Here is a 21,316-nt window from a genome sequence, read left to right as displayed (position 1 = left end):
TAATTGTTAATACAATAAATATAAATAAGTTGTTTTAATCTAACGAAGCTAAAAGCTGCTTCGCTACTTGAACTAATTTAGTTCGAGAAAATAGTATCGTGCGACGTTTTCCGCCGACTTGGCGCCATAGTACTGCGGTTCTTATACCGGCAAGCAGTAAGGCTCTAATTCGGTATTGATTTGTTTTTTGTTTCAGTAAACCCGGTTCACCTGTCACTTGGATTTTTGCACCAAGGGGGCTAATAATGTCACTATAAATACTGGCGAAACTAGCAATTAAGGGCTCACTTGTTATGTCATAGTGTGCTAATTGCCTTTTAGTGTCTTCGATACGCTCACCTAGTAAAGCAAGGTTTTTTGGTTGCTTCACTAACTTACGCTCTAAGTTCATTAAACTGATTAAGTATCGGGTAAACTCAGGGTCTTTAACTTTATCACCCGAATTTTTATTGTCGCCTAAGTGTTCTATTAATAACGTAAGGCCGGTTTTAATATGCTGTAAATCTCCACCATAAACGGCTAAGGTGTTAGCAGGAGAGGTTTCTATGATACTATTAAGTAACATTTCAAGCTCTGTCTCATTTGCTTGACCTTTTCTAGATACCTGTTGTACTAAGTTGGCAACTTGGCATAAAGCTGCTAGCGTAATTATTTGGTCTTTCATGTCGCTCTAAATTATATTTGGAAAAATAGGCTATTAGCCTGACTGATTTGCGAAAGTGATTACTTATCTTAATAGTGTGTCTATTATGCCACCACCTAAACAAACATCGCCTTGATAAAAAACAACCGATTGCCCAGGAGTAACCGAGCTTTGAGGCTCTTCAAAATCGATACGGTATTCACCATTACCATTATCTAAAATAGGAGTAACAGTACAAGGCACATCTTCTTGGCGATAACGTGTTTTAACGGTGCAATGAATCGGCTGTGTAAGTTCTTCTCTAGTAACCCAATGTAATTGATTAGCAATTAACCCCTTAGAAAATAATCTAGGGTGATTATGTCCTTGTCCAACAATGAGCACATTACGGCGTAAATCTTTCTCTACAACATACCATGGCTCTTCACCAGCATTAGCTAAACCACCAATACGTAGTCCTTTGCGTTGGCCCAGTGTGTGGTACATTAAACCATCATGCTGACCAACCTTTTCGCCTTCAGCTGACTCAATGACACCTGGCTGTGCTGGTAAATATTGAGCTAAAAAGTCTTTAAATTTACGCTCGCCGATAAAACAAATGCCTGTACTATCTTTTTTATTGTGTGTAATTAAACCTGCTTGCTCAGCAATAGCACGGACTTCAGGTTTTTCTATGTGCCCAACGGGAAAAAGTGTGTTCGCAAGTTGTTGTTCGTTCAAGGTATATAAGAAGTAGCTTTGATCTTTATTATTATCATTACCTCGAACCATGACCCATCTATTATTTCGAAATTCTCTTTGAACATAATGGCCAGTGGCAATGTAGTCTGCTTGCAAATCTTCACAGGCGAACTCTAAAAAAGCTTTAAATTTTATTTCTTTGTTACACATAATGTCTGGGTTTGGTGTTCTACCAGCTTTGTATTCAGCTAAGAAATATTCGAATACATTATCCCAATATTCAGTCGCAAAATTAATGGTGTGTAATTTAATACCTAACTTTTCACAGATAGCTTGTGCGTCTTTAAGATCTTCTGCTGCAGCGCAGTATTCGTCAGTATCATCTTCTTCCCAGTTTTTCATGAATAAACCTTCAACTTGATACCCTTGCTGTTGAAGAAGGTAAGCCGATACAGATGAGTCAACACCACCTGACATACCAACAATAACTTTGGTTTGCTCAGGTGACTTTTCTAGGTGGCTTGAACTGATTTGAGACATATAAATACTTATTAAGTTACTGCAAAATAAAAAGGCGCAAAATTATAACACGTCAATAACCCTGATTAAATAGTTGCTAGGGTTTGTATTATTCTATTACTGTATAAGCACCATTTTTTATGTTGTTGATGGTCCAATTTCCAATACGATATCTTATTAACCTGAGAGTAGGGTAGCCAATATGAGCAGTCATTCGTCTTACTTGCCTATTTCTTCCTTCCGATATGGTAATTTCTAGCCATGATGTTGGAATAGATGCACGCTCCCTTATGGGAGGATTTCTTTCCCATATGTCAGGCTCATTCATTAGTTTAATTTTGGCCGGTTGGGTCAAGCCATCTTTTAATTCGACGCCTTGTCTTAGTTTTTCTAAATCCTGCTCCGTCGGTACTCCTTCAACTTGTGCCCAATATGTTTTCTCAGTTTTCTTTTTTGGGTTAGCAATTTTATGTTGAAGTTTTCCATCATTGGTTAGTAACAGGAGGCCTTCACTGTCTCTATCTAACCTTCCCGCAGCGTATATACCTTGTATATCAATGTAATCTTTTAACGTTGTTCTGTTATTTTCATCGGTAAATTGGCATAAAACATCAAAAGGCTTATTAAATAGAACAATTTTTCTATTTTCTGCAACTGGTCGTACCTTCTTGTGGGGTTGTGTTATTCCTTTGTTATAGCGTTTATTGTGCATCTTTATTGCCATTTTTATCATTAAAAAAGTGTCAGCTATTCGTTGAAGCTATATAAATTAGAGTCAAAATACTATATTATGCGCGCAAAATATTTTTATGTATGAAGTGAATTTAAATTCTGTATATGTGAATTGATATTCATTTCAGCATTGGGCAAATTTAAAGTAGGAAACTCAATGAGCACTGATAACTCTAAAATTATATATACTATTACCGATGAAGCGCCAGCCTTAGCAACATATTCTTTATTACCGATTATTCAGGCATATACAGCCTCATCTGGTATTAATGTTGAAACGCGTGATATTTCATTAGCCGGTCGTGTGTTAGCTAATTTTCCTAAATATTTGACTAAAGAGCAACGTATAGATGATGCATTAGCTGAATTAGGTGAATTAGCAAAAACACCTGAAGCAAATATTATTAAATTACCAAACATTTCTGCTTCAATTCCACAATTACAAGCAACCATTAAAGAATTACAAGCAAAGGGCTATGACTTACCTGACTATCCTGCTGAACCTCAAAATGAAGCGGAAGAGTCAATTAAATTAACTTATGCAAAAGTGTTAGGTTCTGCAGTAAATCCAGTACTACGTGAAGGTAACTCTGACCGTCGTGCTCCTGGCTCTGTTAAACAATACGCACGTAATAACCCACATTCAATGGGTGCTTGGTCTAAAGAGTCTAAATCTCATGTAGCGCATATGGAATCAGGTGACTTTTATGGTAGCGAAAAATCAGTCACTATTGATGGAGCAACAAAGGTAAGTATTGAATATGTTGCAGAAAATGGCGATGTCACTGTTTTAAAATCAAAAATGCCATTATTAGATAAAGAAATTATTGATGCGTCAGTAATGAGTAAGAAAGCACTGGTTGAGTTCTTTGAAGCAGAAACTAAAAAAGCAAAAGAAGAAGATGTTTTACTGTCTTTGCATCTTAAAGCGACCATGATGAAAGTGTCTGACCCAATAATGTTTGGTCATGCGGTAAAAGTTTTCTATAAAGAAGTTTTTGAAAAGCATGCTGATACTTTCGAACAATTAGGTGTTGATGCAAATAACGGTATTGGTGATGTGTACGCGAAAATAGCACGTTTACCAGCTGACAAAAAAGCAGAGATTGAAGCTGATTTACAAGCTATCTATGCACAGCGTCCTGAATTAGCAATGGTTGACTCTGATAAAGGTATTACCAACTTGCACGTACCAAGTGACGTAATTATTGATGCTTCTATGCCAGCTGCACTTCGTGCTTCAGGGCAAATGTGGGGTCCTGACGGTAAGCAAAAAGATACTAAATTTATGATCCCAGATCGTAACTATGCCGGTGTGTTTTCAGCCGTTGTTGATTTTTGTCGTGAAAACGGTGCCTTTAATCCTACTACTATGGGTACAGTACCTAATGTTGGCTTAATGGCTCAAAAAGCAGAAGAGTACGGCTCACATGACAAAACATTTACTATGCAAGGTAACGGTGTTGTGCGTGTAGTTAATGATAACGGTGATGTATTAATTGAGCAAAATGTTGCACAAGGCGATATTTTCAGAATGTGTCAGGTGAAAGATGCGCCAATTCAAGACTGGGTGAAACTAGCGGTTACTAGAGCTAAAGCATCGAATACGCCAGCAGTTTTTTGGTTAGATGAAAATCGAGCACATGACGCTGAAATGATTAAAAAGGTAAATACTTACCTGGCAGATCACGAAACAGCTGGTTTAGAACTTCAAATATTAGCGCCTGTTAAAGCTTGTGAATTTACTTTAGCGCGCTGTGCTAAAGGTGAAGATACTATTTCAGTAACCGGTAACGTATTACGTGATTACCTAACTGATTTATTTCCTATTTTAGAATTAGGTACTTCGGCTAAAATGCTTTCAATAGTGCCACTTATGAATGGTGGTGGTTTATTTGAAACTGGTGCTGGTGGCTCTGCACCTAAGCACGTTCAACAGTTTGAAAAAGAGAACCATTTACGCTGGGATTCTTTAGGCGAATTTTTAGCGTTAGCTGCTTCATTAGAGCACGTTGCTGTGAGTACAGGTAATGCTAAAGCTCAAGTGTTAGCTGATACACTTGATGCAGCAACGGGTAAGTTCTTAGATGAGAACAAATCACCTTCACGTAAAGTGAATGAATTAGATAATCGTGGTAGTCATTTCTATTTAGGAATGTACTGGGCACAAGCACTTGCAGAGCAAAACAAAGATGCAGAGTTGCAATCTACATTTACGAGTGTTGCTCAAGCATTATCTAAACAAGAAGAAAAAATTGTGAAAGAATTAAATGACGCACAAGGTGTTGCAATGGATATTAATGGTTACTACTTTGCCGATACTAAGTTAGCTGAAAAAGCGATGCGCCCAAGTGAAACATTAAATACTATTTTGTCTGCGTTATTATAATTTATTAAATAGTATTCAATAAAAGCACTTTAAATGGTGAATATGGGAAAGGCTAAGTCATGAACTTAGCCTTTTTTTTATCCTTAATATTCTTGTTTTGCTTTCATGCTTCCTTATTAGACTTTAGTCTAGCGAGCAATATTCATCATCATAATAACCACTATCACTGCTTGGTTATTAGTCTAGCCAACAAATTTACTTTAACGTATTCCTAAATAGTGAATTACTCACTATTAATTTACTCAGCTTTGCTACTTTATATTTATAAAGTGATAACAAAGTAAGATTTCTTTTAGGAGAATGCTTTATGACAAGTCAAATCACAATTCCTAGTTCAGGTGAAAAAATCACGACAATTGATGGTAAATTGTCAGTTCCAAATAACCCTATCATCCCTTTTATTGAAGGAGATGGTATTGGTATTGATGTTACGCCTCCTATGATTAAAGTTGTCGATGCTGCTGTCAAAAAAGCCTATGGTGGTGATAAAAAGATTTCTTGGATGGAAGTTTATGCTGGAGAGAAAGCGACCCAGCTATATGATTCAGAAACCTGGTTACCTGAAGAAACATTAGCCATGTTTAAAGAATATAAAGTAGGAATAAAAGGCCCATTAACGACACCTGTTGGTGGAGGCATGCGTTCATTGAATGTCGCGCTTAGACAAATCTTAGATTTATACGTTTGTCAGCGACCAGTGCAGTGGTTTACCGGTGTACCGAGCCCTGTTAAAAAACCATGCGAAGTTGACATGGTGATTTTTAGGGAGAATACAGAAGATATTTACGCGGGCATTGAATATAAAGGCGGAAGTGATGACGCCAAAAAACTGCTTAATTTCTTGCAAGAAGAAATGGGAGTAACAAAAATCCGTTTTACACAAGAGTGCGGTATTGGTATTAAACCAGTTTCTAAAGAAGGTACACAACGACTTGTTAGGCAAGCTATTCAATATGCTATTGATAATGATAGAGATTCCGTAACCTTAGTTCATAAGGGGAATATCATGAAGTATACTGAGGGTGCCTTTAAGGATTGGGGCTATGAATTAGCGCAAAGTGAATTTGGTGCGCAGGAAATTAATGGTGGCTCTTGGTGTTCATTTAACAACCCTAATACCGGTAAAGAAATCATTATTAAGGATGTTATTGCCGATGCGATGCTACAGCAAATTTTATTAAGACCTGCTGAGTACAGTGTTATAGCAACATTAAATTTAAATGGTGATTATTTATCTGATGCACTTGCTGCACAAGTTGGTGGTATAGGCATTGCCCCAGGCGCTAACTTAAGTGATGATGTTGCCATTTTTGAAGCTACACACGGTACAGCTCCAAAGTATGCAGGTAAAAATAAAGTTAATCCTGGCTCTGTTATTTTATCAGCGGAAATGATGTTAAGGCATATGGGCTGGTATGAAGCGGCAGATTTATTATTAAAAGGTATGTCAGGTGCAATAGGTGCTAAAACGGTTACCTATGACTTTGAACGTTTAATGGATGGGGCAACTTTGGTGACTTGTTCTGAGTTTGGTGATTGCATTATCGAACATATGTAATCGATGAATGTATAAAATAAAAAACACAGCGATTGCTGTGTTTTTCTTTGCTTATTTTTTAGTTACATCCAATTATTCAATTTCATCAATAACTGGCTTAATGCTCGCTGCGTGATGACCCTTAGGTCCTTCATTTAATTCGTAGTTAACATCCTGTCCTGCTTTTAATGTGCGGTACCCATCCATTTCTATTGTTGAGTAATGTGCGAAAATATCTTCACCACCACTTTCTGGACGAATAAAACCAAACCCCTTTGCATTATTAAACCATTTAACTGTACCGTGAGCCATACATCTACTTCCTTCTATATCCTTCAGTTATGAATTATGTTTAACTTAGCTTTTTAAAATGCCTAAAATAGGCTAAAACTAAGCTATTGCATTTACACAAGCAATTAAGAGGCTAAAAAATAGCCACTTATAGAATCGTAGATAATTTCCTGAATTAGTCAAGTTAAAAAGATAAAAAATTAACACTTTTTTATGATTTATTAACAGAAAAGTTACAGCAAAAGTGATTACAAGAGTCTAAGATAAATATATGAGTAACTGGAAAGAGTTATTTGATAGTGATACCGCTATTGAAGATGAAGTTGAAAAACAGGTAAGAGAGCCGGCTAAATACCATGTTTTCTTACTGAATGATGACTACACACCAATGGATTTTGTTGTAGAAGTATTAAGGAAGTTTTTTAATAAAAACGCTGAACAAGCAACAGAGATAATGTTAACCGTTCATTATAAAGGTAAGGGCCTTTGTGGCACATTTACTGCAGATATTGCAGAAACCAAAGTAGATCATGTTGTCCGTTTTGCTTTTGAACATGAGCACCCATTAAAGTGCGTGGTAGAAAAAGCATAACATAGTTAATTGGAGTACCTATGCTGAACAAAGACCTAGAAATATCATTGAACTTAGCCTTTCGCCAAGCCAAAGAGTCACGCCATGAGTTTATGACGGTTGAGCATTTATTGCTGGCACTTTTAGATAACCCTTCTGCGATAGAGGCTCTTGGCGCTTGTGGTGCCGATTTATCGAAATTACGGAAAAGTTTATTAGATTTTATTAATGAAACAACCCCTATGATTCCTGTGGGGGAAGATGAAAGAGAAACTCAGCCAACACTAGGCTTTCAACGCGTATTACAAAGAGCTGTTTTTCACGTACAGTCATCAGGTAAAAATGAAGTGAGTGGCTCAAATGTGCTTGTGGCAATTTTTAGTGAGCAAGAGTCTCAAGCTGCTTACATTCTTAAAAAGGCAGATATTAGCCGCCTAGATATTGTGAATTACATTTCACATGGCATTGCCAAGATTGAAAGCCATGATTCGCCTAATCATGTAGGTGAAAATGAACAGCCAGTAGAAGAAGAGCCCAGAACAATTGAAAACTTCGCTGTTAACCTCAATGAAGAAGCCTTAAAAGGAAACATAGATCCGTTAATCGGACGTGATGAAGAATTGGAACGTACACTACAAGTATTAAGTCGTCGTCGTAAGAATAACCCGCTATTTGTTGGTGAAGCAGGCGTAGGAAAAACAGCGATAGCAGAGGGATTGGCTAATTTAATTGTAAATGAACAAGTTCCCGATTTTTTAAATGATGCCACTATTTATTCATTAGATATGGGAGCATTATTAGCTGGTACCAAATATAGAGGCGATTTTGAAAAGCGTTTTAAAGCGTTATTAAAAGAACTTGAAAACGATGTTAATGCTGTACTCTTTATTGATGAAATTCATACTATTATTGGTGCAGGCGCTGCATCAGGTGGGATGATGGATGCATCAAACTTAATTAAGCCTTTATTATCGGCAGGGAAATTAAGGTGTTTAGGTTCAACAACTTATCAAGAATATCAAAGTATATTCGAAAAAGATCGAGCACTTGCTAGACGTTTTCAAAAAATAGATATTGCTGAACCAAGCATTGCAGATACCACGAAAATATTGCAAGGTTTAAAGGATAAGTATGAGTCACACCATGGGATTCGTTATACCAATAAAGCCTTACATGCAGCAGCACAGTTATCAGCTAAGTATATTAATGAACGATTTTTACCTGATAAAGCCATTGATGTTATTGATGAAGCTGGTGCAAAACAGCAATTAGTTGCACCAAGCAAGCGCAAAAAAGTTATTAATAATACCGATATAGAAACCATTGTTGCTAAGATGGCTCGTGTTCCTGAAAAATCTGTTTCATCAACTGAAAAAGATAGTCTGAAAAATTTAGATCGTAATCTTAAACTTGTGGTTTTTGGGCAAGATAAAGCGATTGATGAATTAAGCTCTGTTATAAAGTTATCGCGAGCTGGCCTTGGAAATGATGAAAAGCCAGTTGGCTCATTTCTATTTGCTGGCCCTACAGGTGTTGGTAAAACAGAAATTACGCAACAATTAGCTAAGATATTAGGTGTAGAATTACTTAGGTATGATATGTCTGAGTATATGGAAAAACACGCTGTTAGCCGTCTAATAGGTGCACCTCCTGGCTATGTAGGTTATGAGCAAGGTGGTTTATTAACTGATGCTGTATTAAAACATCCCCATGCAGTTGTGCTTTTAGATGAAATAGAAAAAGCACATGAAGATGTTTATAACATTCTTTTACAGGTAATGGACCATGGCACTTTAACAGACAATAATGGCCGCAAAGCTGATTTTAGAAATATCATTTTGGTATTAACTACTAATGCTGGTGTTCAAGAAACGGTTAGACAATCTATTGGTTTTCAGCAACAAGATCACAGCCTTGATGCGTTAAGTGAAATTAATAAAGTTTTTTCTCCAGAGTTTAGAAACCGCTTAGATAATATTGTTTGGTTTGATCATTTATCTACGGATGTCATTTTACAAGTTGTTGATAAATTTATTGTTGAACTACAAGCGCAACTTGATGAGAAAGGCGTATCATTAGAGCTAACCAAAGGTGCGAAAACTTGGTTGGCAGAGAAAGGTTATGATAAAGCAATGGGCGCGCGTCCTATGGGTAGACTAATTCAAGAGAAGCTTAAAAAGGAACTAGCTAATGAATTACTCTTTGGTGAATTAACCCATGGTGGTATTGCAAAAGTATCTGTGAAAAAAGATAAACTTGTGATTAATTTTGAAAGTAAACAAGAATTAGTCACTTCAAAATAATTAACGATTTATTCTGAAAGTAACCATAAAAAAACCTAACATTAGTTAGGTTTTTTTATGGTTACTCGTTAACAAATCCTCACAAACTTTATAAAAGCAGCAGTTAAATTTTCATGATAGATTATTATTTTTATTAGTATTTTAATAAATTAAATGTATATAAAGGTTGAGTGTAAGTTTATGTAAAGTTGTTTGAGGCTTCTTGTAACTTTATTTATTATGCTTGACTTAGATAATTAACAAAATAGCGATAGAACTATAAGTATGACCTACAAGCATAAGCTTTATAGCATTAAGGAAAGTAAAGTGTTCAAACCCATATTTCCATCTTTATTGATTAGCATTTTTGTTTTTGGGTGTGCAACAGAGACAGCTATAAGTGAAAAAACCAGAAACCTTCAAAGCCCAACATCATGGCAATCACAACTACAGGCTAATGCCGATAAAAAGTCTTCATCCGTAGGGGAAATAGTAAAAACTGATGAAAATATCAATGATTTTGTTGAGCTTGATGGCTGGTTAAGTAGCCTCAAAGATCCTATGTTAACGAGGATGGTGCATTATGCTTTGCAACATAATTACCAATTAAAAGCTCAGTTCGCAGCTATGGGCATTGCCCAGCAAAAATTAAATATTTCTAATGCGTCAGACTTACCTGAGTTGTCTTTAGCAATGACAAGCAGTCGAAATAAAAGAGTCACTAACGCTACTGAGAGCTATCAGACCAATAATGAATTAGGTTTACAATTAAGCTATGAAGTTGATTTATGGGGCAGGTTATCTGATCAACAATTACAAGATAAGTTAAATTTTGCTGCAGCAAAATCCATTTATGAAGGTAGTAAAATTAACTTAGTAGCAGAGCTAGCTAGCAGTTGGTTTAATCTTGTTGAAGCTTCTCAGCTGCTAGCCTTATATCAAAATAGAGCTGATAATCTTCAACACAATTTGTCAACGATACAAGCATCATATCGATTAGGTTTGAGCCAAGCATTAGATGTTTATTTAACACAGAGCGATGTTAATCGAGAGTTTGCACGTGTTGCTGATCAGAAACAGGTTGTTTTAAGGGCGAGTAGGCAATTAGAGTTACTTATGGGGGATTATCCCCGTGCAAAGTTATCAACAAATAAAACCTTACCAGTGATCACTGATGATATCCCTACGGGCTTGCCAGGTGAGTTATTGACAAGAAGAACCGATATAAGAGCATCTTGGTATGAGTTACTTGCACTAGATGCTGGTCTTGCTGTCGCGCACAAAGCAAAATTTCCTAGAATTTCTTTGAATGCTAATACCGGTAACAGTTCAGATGAGTTATCAAACTTACTGGATGTCGACACCTTAGCATGGTCATTAATTGGTAATATTACGATGCCGTTATTTAATGCGGGTAAGCTAGATTCGTTAGAAGAACAAGCACGTTTAAAAGTTGTTCAAAAGGAGCAGGAGTATTTAGGGGATGTTTATCAAGCATTTGCTAATGTTGAAGAGCAAATTAGCAATAGAAGCGCTTTAAAAGAACAATTCTCACATTATAGTTTAGCGAAAGAGAATGCTTTAGCTGCTGAAGATTTATCTTTTAATCAGTACCTAAAAGGACTTGTTAGCTATACCACGGTACTTGAATCTCAGCGAAGAGCTTTTGATGCACAAACCTCCTTAATTCAATTAACAAACCAATTATTGCAAAACAGAATATCTGTATATGTTGCCTTAGGTGGCAATTTCAAATCGTCTGAGACGCTAACAGCAACGAATATTACACCTTCCGTACCTGCTTCAAACTTTAAGTGAATGCTATGAATTTATTAACAAAAAAAATATTACCTCTCGTTGTACTCGGTGCCTTTATTGTAATAGCGTATACCGTTACTAGCTTTCCTCCAAGTGCTAAAAAAGCTAGACCGAGTAACTCGCCACAACTAATGGTTGATGTGCAAACATTAATGTTGAAAGACTTAACACTTTCTTTATCTAGTTATGGCACGGTTCAGCCTCGAACGCAGAGCATGCTATTGCCGCAAGTATCAGGTCAAATAAATGCTATTAGTCCTAACTTTCATGAAGGTGGCTTCTTTAAAAAGGGTGAAGTGCTGGTTGAAATTGATGATCGTGATTATCAAGTTGAAATAAAAATAGCTCAAGCCTCTTTGTTCACGGCAAAGCAAGCATTAAGTGAAGAACAAGCAAGGGTAGAGCAGGCACTACAAGATTGGCAACGTTTGGGGAATGAAGATAAAGCACCTGATCTTGTTTTACGCAAACCACAACTTTTAGCAGCACAAGCAACAGTACTATCAGCAGAAGCGAAGTTGTCTAAAGCTAAACTGGCCTTAGAGAGGACCCGAATAAAAGCTCCCTATGATGGACGAATACTCAATAAGTACGTAGATATTGGTCAAGTTGTCTCATTAAGTAATCAATTAGCTGAAATATATGCAACTGACTATGTAGAAATTCGTTTGCCACTTAAAAATATAGATTTACCGTATATTGAACTACCAGAAAATGACAAAAACAATAACTTTATCAGTCAGTCGTACCCAAAAGTGTCAATTTTCTCTGAAATTTCAGTGAAGCAAGAATGGCTTGGACATATTGTAAGAACTGAGGGGGCATTTGATCAAAATGCACAACAGCTTTATGTGGTTGCTCAAGTCGATGACCCTTACGGTATTACAGATCGTAATACTATGCCTATTAAAATTGGTCAATATGTTAGTGCAAGCATTCAAGGGAGAACTTTACATAATGTATTAGCAATCCCGAATAGTGCTATATATCAAGGCAGCTACGTTTATTTAGTCGAGAATAACCGTTTAATAAGAAAGGAGCTCTCAATTGCTTGGCAAAATGAGACTTTCTCAATAATTACTTCGGGGTTAAAAGAAAATCAGCATTTAGTGTTAACACCGTTAGGCCAAGTAACATCAGGTACTTTAGTGTCTATATCTTCAATTGATGGTGTTGTTAACAAAAAAGTCGGTTTAACAAAAAGTGAACGACTAGCGAAGAAAGACAATAAAGCTAACGGAGAATCGAAATGATAGCTTGGTTTGCTAGAAATCATGTTGCTGCAAATTTATTAATGATATCTATTTTAATATTTGGATTGATGTCATTAAAAACACGTATACCGTTAGAGGTTTTCCCAGCTTTTGAATCTGATGTTATTAGTGTCAGTGTGAGTTTGCGTGGTGCAACCCCTGAAGATGTAGAGCAAGGTATCGCTATACGTATTGAAGAAGCGGTTCAAGATTTAGAGGGTATTGAAAAAATCACTAGCAAATCAGTAGAAGGCTCAGCAACAGTAGCAATCGAAACAGAGTCTGGTTTTGATGCAAGAGAACTTCTGTCAGATATCAAAAGTAGAGTTGATGCTATAAATACCTTTCCGGTCGATGCTGAAAACCCGATAATCGCGCTACAGCAGAGAAAACGTGACGTTATGGCTGTTACGGTTTCGTCAATTTACTCTGAGAAAGAAGTAAAAGAGTTTGCTGAACAAGTAAGGGATGACTTATTACGTTTACCGCAAGTCACTCAAGTATCATTAGATGCGGTACGTGATTACGAAATAAGTATTGCGGTTAAGCAACATAAGCTTAGAGAGTTTAATATCTCACTATCTGATATTGCAAGTGCTATTAATGCAAGCTCAGTTGATATGTCTGCAGGTAACATTCGATCAGAAGGCGGTGATGTCTTAGTTCGTACCAAAGGGCAAGCTTATCGAAAAGATGAGTTCGATAACATAGTTATTAAAACTCATCCAGACGGCAGTATAATAAAATTAAAAGATATAGCAGTACTAACAGATGGTTTTGAAGAAACACCTTTAAGAGCCCGCTTTAATGGGCAACAAGCAGCTTTAATTGAAGTGTTTAGAATAGGCAACCAAAGTGCTATAGAAGTTGCTGACGCCGTTAAGGAATACATTAAAAACCGTCAAGACACATTGCCTGAAGGTTTTATTTTAAGTTACTGGGATGATGACTCTCAAGTGGTAAAAGCGCGTTTGAATACTTTAGTTTCAAATGCTTTACAAGGTGGTTTTCTCGTACTGCTTTTACTAACACTCTTTCTAAGGCCTTCCATTGCTTTTTGGGTATCAATTGGTATTCCAGTTAGTTTTATGGGGGCTTTTCTTGTGATGCCAATTTTTGATATTTCATTAAATGTTATCAGCTTATTTGGTTTTATTTTAGTGCTTGGTATTGTCGTTGATGACGCTATTGTTACAGGTGAAAATGTTTACCGTCACCTTGGTACATCAGAGTCAGGTATTGATGCCGCAATTAAAGGCACACAAGAAGTAGCGACACCTGTAACATTTGGTATTCTTACAACGATTGCTGCATTTTTACCTTTAGGGTTTATTGACGGACAACGTGGAGCAATGTTTGCTCAAATTCCAGTTATTGTTATACCTGTATTACTGTTTTCATTGATAGAGTCTAAATTTGTTTTGCCCTCTCACCTTAAACACTTAAAGCCACGAAAAGATAAAGCGAGTCAATCTGGCTTTTCACAATGGCAACAGCGTTTTGCCGATGGATTTGAAAAAGGGATATTAAAATATTATCAGCCAATTTTAACTAAAGCATTAGAATATCGTTTATTAACATTATCAATATTTGTTGGAGTGCTTATATTGATTATCTCCTTTATATCAAGTGGTTGGATGAAATTTACTTTTTTTCCTCGCATACCGAGTGAAACAGTTCGTGCCAGTTTAACCATGCCTGTTGGGAGTAGTTATGATGTTGTTGATGCATATATTGTCAAAATGTCTGATGCGGCACATGAGTTACAGAAAAAATATAAAAATGGCGAAGATGAAAGTCTTATTCTTAATATTTTAGCGATTACAGGGGGTAGAAGAGGTAGTAATACAGGCCAAGTGAGGTTTGAGATTCAACCAGCAGAAAAAAACATAAGTGGTATAAGTTCAAGCCAAATCGTACGAGAATGGCGTAATGCTATTGGTGCTCTTCCCGGCGCTGAAAGTATCACTTTTAGGGCTGAGTTTGGACGCGGTGGCGATCCGTTTGATGTGCAACTTACTTCAACAAATCTTAATGCATTAAAGCAGGCAGCTGAAGAAGTAAAACAAAAGATTGCAACCTACCCAACAAGTTTTGAAATTGCCGACAGTTTATCTGATGGCAAGGAAGAGTTACAAATAGATTTAACAGAGCAAGGTCACGCGATGGGTCTGACTAGAACTGGTTTAGTTAGACAAGTAAGAGATGCTTTCTTTGGAGCTGAAGTACAGCGAATACAGCGGGGTAGGGATGATATTAGGGTAATGCTTCGCTTCCCGCTTGAAGAACGTTTATCAGTTTCCAATCTAACCGATATGTTAGTTAATACACCAAGTGGTAGTCAAGTGCCGCTGTCTCATGTAGCTAATTTAAAAGCTGGTAAAAGCCCGACAGAGATAAGACGTATTGACCGATATAGAACAGTAAACATTACTGCTGATATCGATAAAACCAAAACCAATATGCTTATTGTTAATAATGATCTTGAAGAATTTCTTACTCAGCTTGTGATTAAATATCCAGGCATGAGTTATAGTTTAGAGGGAGAAGCAAGAGAACAGGCTGAATCATTTAATAGTTTGTATGTTGGTTTGATTTTTGTTTTCTTTATTATTTACTGTTTGTTAGCGATACCTTTCAAATCATATAGCCAGCCTCTTATTGTAATGTCGGTTATCCCTTTTGGCGCAATTGGGGCCGTAATAGGGCATTGGATCATGGGAATGAATCTTACCATAATGAGCTTGTTAGGATTAATGGCCTTAATCGGTGTTGTGGTTAACGATAGCTTAGTATTAGTAGATTTTATTAATAAAAAAAGAATAGCGGGTGGAAAATTAATATCTGCAGTTATTACCGCAGGGCAATCACGTTTTAGACCTGTTATGCTAACTTCACTAACTACTTTTATTGGTTTAATGCCATTATTGTTTGAAAAAGAAACACAAGCACAATTCTTAATTCCAATGGCTGTCTCGTTAGGTTTTGGGATAATTTTTGCAACGTTTATTACTTTGTTACTGGTACCAATAAACTATATGTTAGTGGAAGATGTTAAAAAATTGCTAAAAATTAAAATAATAGAACCCAGCTACGAGCAATAATTATTTCATGAATAATGAAAAAACCTGCTATAAGCAGGTTTTTTAACACATTGAATGTGGCTCCCCAAACTGGGCTTGAAAAGCCAGTCAGCGACACATGCTTTTATTAAGAGAGTACAGTCCATAGCTCTACCAACTGAGCTATTGGGGAATAAACTTATATTAGTTCTGTTAAGCAGCAGTTATTTTTATTTTAGTTTTCTCAAGACGAAAAAAAACCTGCTATGAGCAGGTTTTTTTTCACATTGAATGTGGCTCCCCAAACTGGGCTTGAAAAGCCAGTCAGTGACACATGCTTTTATTAAGAGAGTACAGTCCATCGCTCTACGAGCGGAGCTATTGGGGAATAAACTTATAATAGTTCTGTTTAGCAGTATTTATTTTTAGTTTTCTCAAGACGAAAAAAAACCTGCTATAAGCAGGTTTTTTAACACATTGAATGTGGCTCCCCAAACTGGGCTTGAACCAGTGACACATGGATTAACAGTCCATCGCTCTACCAACTGAGCTATTGGGGAATAAACTTTTTTAACTTCTGTTTATCAGTGAAGTTGAATGTGGCTCCCCAAGCTAGGCTTGAGTAACCAATCAGTGACACATGCTTTTATTTAGAGAGTACAGTCCATCGCTCTACTGCTCTAACAACTATCACTAATTGTATAATGTGGCTCCCCAAACTGGGCTTGAACCAGTGACACATGGATTAACAGTCCATCGCTCTACCAACTGAGCTATTGGGGAATAAACTTTTTTAACTTCTGTTTATCAGTGAAGTTGAATGTGGTTCCCCAAGCTAGGCTTGAGTAACCAATCAGTGACACATGCTTTTATTAAGAGAGTACAGACCATCGCTCTACTGCTCTAACAACTATCACTAATTGTATAATGTGGCTCCCCAAACTGGGCTTGAACCAGTGACACATGGATTAACAGTCCATCGCTCTACCAACTGAGCTATTGGGGAATTGCTTTTCTTTCGATTAGCGCGTTAACCATATTGGCTAACGGGGCGGAATATTAAAGTCCTGTGGCTCTAGTGTCAATACTAAAATCATAAAAAAATCATTTATCAGTTTGTTTGCTTGAAATATGCTCACTCAGTTTGTTTTAAATGCAGAAAATGTTGGGATTTTGTTCTAGTGACTCATTTACTGTTAGTGAAAGTTTCTGTTTAGGATCTATTAACAGTTATCCACTAAAGTTGTGGATAACTTTGTGGGTTAAACTGTAACAATAAACTACCTATATGCTCAATAAGGGCTGTAGTGAAGTCAATCTTTTTATTGTTTTTATATAAATCCATACATTTCAATGGCTTATTATTTTGAGATGCTTTTTTGTCTACTTGGGTTGTTTTTTGTTCAGGTGAAAATAATTGCTCATTTGCTTGTGTGTTAAATAGCAATGAGTTGGGCATTTGAATCTAATTAAAAAGGCTAAGTTATTTAATAGCTTGTTTATTTAGATTCGTTTTAAAATATTTGATTACGTTTTTTACTTTGCTATTAAAAATAATTTCGGTCAAGCTCAGTCTATAGCTATATATAATATTGTTATTCTTTTACAATATCGTCCGTCTTGCTTTTATTCTTTTATTATTGAAATTTTTAATGACCAAAACAACAACATTAGCCCAAGGCAAAAAGCCTGTAAATTTACTTGAAGATCCAGTTGCTAACACTTTAAAGCGTATGACCATTCCTATGATATATGGCATGGTTTTATTGATGACGTTTAATTTGATAGATACTTTTTTCGTTAGTTTACTTGGCACACAGCCTTTAGCCGCAATAAGCTTTACATTCCCTGTTACTTTTACTGTCATTAGTTTAACTATTGGGTTAGGGATTGGTACTTCAGCGGTCATAGCTAGGTCTTTAGGAAAGAAAGATCACAGCGCAGCTAAAGACTCAGCTACGGCAGCCATGTATCTTGCTGCGATTATTGTCGCTGCATTATCATTTGTTGGTTATTTATTCACTGATCAACTATTCACTGCACTTGGTGCACAAGAGCAATTATTGCCATTAATTCATCAATATATGGATATTTGGTATATCGGTAGTGTTTGTTTAATTGGCCCTATGATAGGTAATGCGGTTTTAAGGGCATCAGGTGATACAAAAACACCCAGTATTATCATGGGCAGTGCAGGGTTGATTAACGCGATTTTAGATCCTATCTTTATTTTTGGCTTTGGTCCTATACCTGCAATGGGAATACAAGGAGCTGCAATTGCTACCTTAATATCTTGGATATTTGGTTTGTTTTTTGTTCTAAATATTTTAACGAAAAAACTAAATTTGCTACATACACACATATCCTCAATAAAAAACTTATTGCCAGCTTGTAAAAATATTTTAAAAATTGGTTTACCCGCTGCGGGTGCAAATATGCTCACACCTATAGCAGCTGCTATCATGACAGCCATTGTGGCAACTTATGGTGAGTCTGCTGTTGCAGCCTTTGGTGTTGGCTCTCGAATTGAATCTATTGCATGTCTTGTTGTATTAGCAATGTCGATGACATTACCTCCTTTTATAAGTCAAAACTTTGGTGCAGGCTCAATGCACAGGGTAGAAGAAGCCTATAAAGTATCAGTTAAATTTGTATTAATTTGGCAAGTGATTATTTTCATCGTTCTTTTAATAAGTGCGCCATTTATCGCGAGTATTTTTGCCAACGAAAAGGCGGTTTCAGATATTATCAAACTGTTTATGTGGATTTTACCACTAGGTTATGGATTACAAGGCATTATCATTTTAACCAACTCATCTTTTAATGCACTTCATAAACCTATGGTTGCATTGGCGTTAAGTGTTATTAGGTTGTTTGTTTGTTATGTTCCTCTTGCATATCTGGGGAGTTATTTTTATGGCTTAACAGGTTTTTTCGTCGGTGCATTGTTAGGTAATGTTGTTATGGCAGCTATATCATACCGATTGTTTAGTAAGCAATTTACTCAAGAATGTGTTTTATCTAAGGCTTAAACATCGTGAAATCTTTAACTCTTGAATCTGAATATACACCAAGTGGAGATCAACCTACGGCTATAAAGCAATTATTAGAAGGGATTGACTCAGGCTTAGCTCATCAAACATTGCTCGGTGTCACTGGCTCAGGTAAAACGTTTACTATTGCTAACGTGGTTGAAAAGCTTAATCGTCCTACGATGATGTTAGCACCCAATAAAACCCTAGCTGCACAATTGTATGGCGAAATGAAAGAGTTTTTTCCCGACAATGCCGTAGAATACTTTGTGTCGTATTATGACTATTATCAACCTGAAGCGTATGTGCCAACGACAGACACATTTATTGAAAAAGATGCTTCGGTAAACGAGCATATTGAGCAAATGCGTTTATCTGCTACTAAAGCATTACTTGAGCGTCGTGATGTTATTATTATTGCCTCAGTTTCTGCTATTTATGGTTTGGGTGATCCTGACTCATATCTAAAAATGATGTTACATATCAGTGTAGGCGACATTATTAATCAACGAGACATATTAAGACGATTAGCCGAGTTACAATACACAAGAAATGATGTTGCTTTTGCCAGAGCGACATACCGAGTTAGAGGAGATGTTATTGATGTTTTTCCTGCTGAATCGGATCGCCTAGCATTAAGAATTGAATTGTTTGATGAAGAAATTGAGCGTATAAGTCAATTTGATCCACTGACAGGGCAAGTTGAACGAACGCTTGCTCGCGTAACTATTTATCCTAAAACTCACTATGCTACTCCTCGAGAGAAAATACTTGCCGCAGTTGATTCAATCAAAATAGAATTAAAAGACCGCTCTGCACAGCTTAAAGAGAATAATAAGCTAGTAGAAGAGCAACGTATAACACAAAGAACTCAGTTTGATATTGAAATGATGACTGAACTTGGTTACTGCTCAGGTATTGAAAACTATTCTCGATACCTTTCTGGTAGAGAGCCTGGTGAAGCTCCACCAACGTTATTCGATTATTTGCCTAAAGATGGCTTACTTATTATTGATGAATCTCATGTGACAGTGCCGCAAATAGGCGCTATGTACAAAGGTGATCGGTCTCGTAAAGAAAACTTAGTTCAATATGGCTTTAGGTTGCCTTCAGCATTAGACAATCGACCGATGAAGTTTGATGAATTTGAAGCTTTAGCCCCACAAACTATCTATGTATCAGCAACACCAAGTAATTATGAAATTGAAAAATCTTCAGGTGATATTGCTGAGCAAGTTGTAAGGCCCACAGGCCTATTAGACCCTGAAATAGAAGTGCGCCCTGTAGAAACGCAAGTTGATGACTTACTATCAGAAATCAATAAGCGTGTTCCAATTAATGAACGTGTGTTAGCTACCACATTAACTAAACGTATGGCTGAAGATTTAACAGACTATCTTGATGAGCATGGTGTTAAAACACGTTACCTGCATTCTGATGTAGATACCGTTGAACGTATGGAGATAATTCGAGATTTTCGTTTAGGCAAGTTTGATGTATTAATTGGCATTAACTTATTAAGAGAAGGGTTAGATATGCCTGAGGTTTCTCTTGTTGCTATTCTAGATGCAGACAAAGAAGGTTTTTTACGCTCAGAACGTTCATTAATTCAAACCATAGGGCGAGCTGCTAGAAACATTAACGGCAGAGCTATTTTATATGCTGATAGAATCACAGGCTCTATGCGTAAAGCGATAGATGAGACAGAACGACGAAGAGAAAAGCAACATCAATACAACCTTGATAATGGTATTGTTCCAAAAGGAGTTATTCGAAAAATAACTGACGTTATGGATGTTGATGGCTATAGCAATGCTAAACAACTCGATAAAGTTGCACAAGCTACGGCTAATTACAATGCAGATGAGCCACTGCTCTCAACAAAAGAAATTGATGATAAAATAGTACAGCTTGAAAAAGACATGCTGCAGTGCGCGCAAAACCTCGAGTTTGAGCAGGCAGCATCTATTCGAGATAATATTGCTCGATTAAGAACTCAGCAATTATCTAGTTAACTTTGAACGAAGTAAATGAGAAGTTATTAGCAACGCATTAAATAAAGTTCGTATAAGTTAGTTAACCTCAGCTAGTAGGCTTAAGAAGATAAGTTAACAAAGAAGCAAGGAAAAATAGCCGCTAGGGAGCTATTTATTATTTCGAGCTGATGTGATGATTAGTTAATATAAACGTTTAGGAATATCATCGTAAGTCGACGATGGAGTGATTTGAGATTATTTCTGCGATAGCATCGCTATTACAGTGAGGTAAATGACTTATATCTTCAATAATACGATCTTGTATATCGACGGGAAATAATAAAAATTGCTCTAAATACATATGAACTTGCGTTTCATTGTTTGCGTCGATCATTTTCATTAATCGTCTAGCGGGGTATTTCCAAGTAGCACTCATAAAGGATCCTTAACATTTCTTTGGATACTCTTTAAGTCTAGAACAAGCAAACGCGAGGGGTTATAAGGATTTATTATTAAAACTACCTTTACGG

The 21,316-nt window shown here is 36.6% G+C and carries 15 protein-coding genes and 4 tRNA genes; 9 read left to right on the top strand and 10 right to left on the bottom strand.

The window, feature by feature from the left end; genetic code table 11:
• Window positions 1–34: 34 nt before the first annotated feature.
• The 3 genes from hflD to D1094_RS05025 all read right to left on the bottom strand — a co-directional run bounded on the left by hflD (window position 35) and on the right by D1094_RS05025 (window position 2,555).
• Window positions 35–664, bottom strand: coding sequence for a high frequency lysogenization protein HflD (hflD, locus tag D1094_RS05035; RefSeq protein ID WP_118958995.1), 630 nt, complete (start codon window positions 662–664; stop codon window positions 35–37).
• A 63-nt stretch (window positions 665–727) separates the two neighbouring features.
• A complete protein-coding gene (gene mnmA, locus D1094_RS05030; RefSeq protein WP_118958994.1) occupies window positions 728–1,864 on the bottom strand; it encodes a tRNA 2-thiouridine(34) synthase MnmA in 1,137 nt (378 codons plus the stop codon).
• Window positions 1,865–1,952: 88 nt separating this feature from the next.
• Entirely contained in the window at window positions 1,953–2,555 is a 603-nt protein-coding gene (locus D1094_RS05025) for an rRNA large subunit pseudouridine synthase E (protein ID WP_118959120.1), read from the bottom strand.
• A 177-nt stretch (window positions 2,556–2,732) separates the two neighbouring features.
• Between D1094_RS05025 and D1094_RS05020 the strand changes: the two genes are divergently transcribed.
• Window positions 2,733–4,964, top strand: coding sequence for an NADP-dependent isocitrate dehydrogenase (locus D1094_RS05020; protein WP_118958993.1), 2,232 nt, complete (start codon window positions 2,733–2,735; stop codon window positions 4,962–4,964).
• Window positions 4,965–5,271: 307 nt separating this feature from the next.
• A complete protein-coding gene (gene icd / locus D1094_RS05015) occupies window positions 5,272–6,522 on the top strand; it encodes an NADP-dependent isocitrate dehydrogenase (RefSeq protein WP_118958992.1) in 1,251 nt (416 codons plus the stop codon).
• 72 nt (window positions 6,523–6,594) lie between these two features.
• Here the strand turns inward: icd and cspD are convergent, their stop codons facing one another.
• A complete protein-coding gene (gene cspD / locus D1094_RS05010) occupies window positions 6,595–6,813 on the bottom strand; it encodes a cold shock domain-containing protein CspD (protein ID WP_118958991.1) in 219 nt (72 codons plus the stop codon).
• A gap of 250 nt (window positions 6,814–7,063) precedes the next feature.
• On the opposite strand from cspD, the gene clpS reads away from it, so the two are divergent.
• From clpS to D1094_RS04985, 5 genes are all read left to right on the top strand, one after another.
• The gene (gene clpS, locus D1094_RS05005) at window positions 7,064–7,384 is read left to right on the top strand and encodes an ATP-dependent Clp protease adapter ClpS (protein WP_118958990.1); all 321 of its coding nucleotides are present in this window, start codon (window positions 7,064–7,066) and stop codon (window positions 7,382–7,384) included.
• Between the two features lie 20 nt (window positions 7,385–7,404).
• A complete protein-coding gene (gene clpA, locus D1094_RS05000; RefSeq protein ID WP_118958989.1) occupies window positions 7,405–9,666 on the top strand; it encodes an ATP-dependent Clp protease ATP-binding subunit ClpA in 2,262 nt (753 codons plus the stop codon).
• Window positions 9,667–9,972: 306 nt separating this feature from the next.
• Window positions 9,973–11,463 carry an efflux transporter outer membrane subunit gene (locus D1094_RS04995; RefSeq protein ID WP_182440096.1) on the top strand — a complete coding sequence of 497 codons (1,491 nt, stop codon included), beginning with the start codon at window positions 9,973–9,975 and terminating at the stop codon, window positions 11,461–11,463.
• Window positions 11,464–11,468: 5 nt separating this feature from the next.
• A complete protein-coding gene (locus D1094_RS04990) occupies window positions 11,469–12,716 on the top strand; it encodes an efflux RND transporter periplasmic adaptor subunit (RefSeq protein ID WP_118958987.1) in 1,248 nt (415 codons plus the stop codon).
• Window positions 12,713–15,820, top strand: a complete 3,108-nt coding sequence (locus D1094_RS04985; protein ID WP_118958986.1) for an efflux RND transporter permease subunit — start codon at window positions 12,713–12,715, stop codon at window positions 15,818–15,820. Before D1094_RS04990 ends, D1094_RS04985 begins: the two co-directional genes overlap by 4 nt.
• A 57-nt stretch (window positions 15,821–15,877) precedes the next feature.
• Here D1094_RS04985 and D1094_RS04980 read toward each other — a convergent pair.
• From D1094_RS04980 to D1094_RS04960, 5 genes are all read right to left on the bottom strand, one after another.
• A tRNA-OTHER gene (locus D1094_RS04980) sits at window positions 15,878–15,971 on the bottom strand.
• 291 nt (window positions 15,972–16,262) lie between these two features.
• A tRNA-Asn gene (locus D1094_RS04975) sits at window positions 16,263–16,338 on the bottom strand.
• 147 nt (window positions 16,339–16,485) lie between these two features.
• Window positions 16,486–16,561, bottom strand: a tRNA-Asn gene (locus D1094_RS04970).
• 147 nt (window positions 16,562–16,708) lie between these two features.
• Window positions 16,709–16,784: transfer RNA gene (locus tag D1094_RS04965), tRNA-Asn, on the bottom strand.
• 231 nt (window positions 16,785–17,015) lie between these two features.
• Window positions 17,016–17,237, bottom strand: a complete 222-nt coding sequence (locus tag D1094_RS04960; protein WP_118958985.1) for a hypothetical protein — start codon at window positions 17,235–17,237, stop codon at window positions 17,016–17,018.
• Window positions 17,238–17,430: 193 nt separating this feature from the next.
• Here D1094_RS04960 and D1094_RS04955 point away from each other — a divergent pair, with 193 nt between their 5' ends.
• Both D1094_RS04955 and uvrB read left to right on the top strand, forming a co-directional pair.
• Entirely contained in the window at window positions 17,431–18,810 is a 1,380-nt protein-coding gene (locus tag D1094_RS04955; protein WP_118958984.1) for an MATE family efflux transporter, read from the top strand.
• A gap of 5 nt (window positions 18,811–18,815) precedes the next feature.
• Window positions 18,816–20,825, top strand: coding sequence for an excinuclease ABC subunit UvrB (uvrB, locus tag D1094_RS04950; RefSeq protein ID WP_404851443.1), 2,010 nt, complete (start codon window positions 18,816–18,818; stop codon window positions 20,823–20,825).
• A 184-nt stretch (window positions 20,826–21,009) separates the two neighbouring features.
• Here uvrB and D1094_RS04945 read toward each other — a convergent pair whose 3' ends face one another.
• Entirely contained in the window at window positions 21,010–21,222 is a 213-nt protein-coding gene (locus tag D1094_RS04945; RefSeq protein ID WP_118958982.1) for a hypothetical protein, read from the bottom strand.
• Between the last annotated feature and the right edge of the window lie 94 nt (window positions 21,223–21,316).

It is taken from the genome of Colwellia sp. RSH04, from assembly GCF_003545765.1.
Taxonomy (GTDB): Bacteria; Pseudomonadota; Gammaproteobacteria; order Enterobacterales; family Alteromonadaceae; genus Colwellia.
This window is presented reverse-complemented; position numbering and strand designations above follow the sequence as displayed.

Bases quoted from the DNA above. Each gene is read 5' to 3' on its own strand.
- hflD (WP_118958995.1), bottom strand. From the start codon at position 664: ATGAAAGACCAAATAATTACGCTAGCAGCTTTATGCCAAGTTGCCAAC.
- mnmA (WP_118958994.1), bottom strand. From the start codon at position 1,864: ATGTCTCAAATCAGTTCAAGCCACCTAGAAAAGTCACCTGAGCAAACC.
- D1094_RS05025 (WP_118959120.1), bottom strand. From the start codon at position 2,555: ATGCACAATAAACGCTATAACAAAGGAATAACACAACCCCACAAGAAG.
- D1094_RS05020 (WP_118958993.1), top strand. From the start codon at position 2,733: ATGAGCACTGATAACTCTAAAATTATATATACTATTACCGATGAAGCG.
- icd (WP_118958992.1), top strand. From the start codon at position 5,272: ATGACAAGTCAAATCACAATTCCTAGTTCAGGTGAAAAAATCACGACA.
- cspD (WP_118958991.1), bottom strand. From the start codon at position 6,813: ATGGCTCACGGTACAGTTAAATGGTTTAATAATGCAAAGGGGTTTGGT.
- clpS (WP_118958990.1), top strand. From the start codon at position 7,064: ATGAGTAACTGGAAAGAGTTATTTGATAGTGATACCGCTATTGAAGAT.
- clpA (WP_118958989.1), top strand. From the start codon at position 7,405: ATGCTGAACAAAGACCTAGAAATATCATTGAACTTAGCCTTTCGCCAA.
- D1094_RS04990 (WP_118958987.1), top strand. From the start codon at position 11,469: ATGAATTTATTAACAAAAAAAATATTACCTCTCGTTGTACTCGGTGCC.
- D1094_RS04985 (WP_118958986.1), top strand. From the start codon at position 12,713: ATGATAGCTTGGTTTGCTAGAAATCATGTTGCTGCAAATTTATTAATG.
- D1094_RS04960 (WP_118958985.1), bottom strand. From the start codon at position 17,237: ATGCCCAACTCATTGCTATTTAACACACAAGCAAATGAGCAATTATTT.
- D1094_RS04955 (WP_118958984.1), top strand. From the start codon at position 17,431: ATGACCAAAACAACAACATTAGCCCAAGGCAAAAAGCCTGTAAATTTA.
- D1094_RS04945 (WP_118958982.1), bottom strand. From the start codon at position 21,222: ATGAGTGCTACTTGGAAATACCCCGCTAGACGATTAATGAAAATGATC.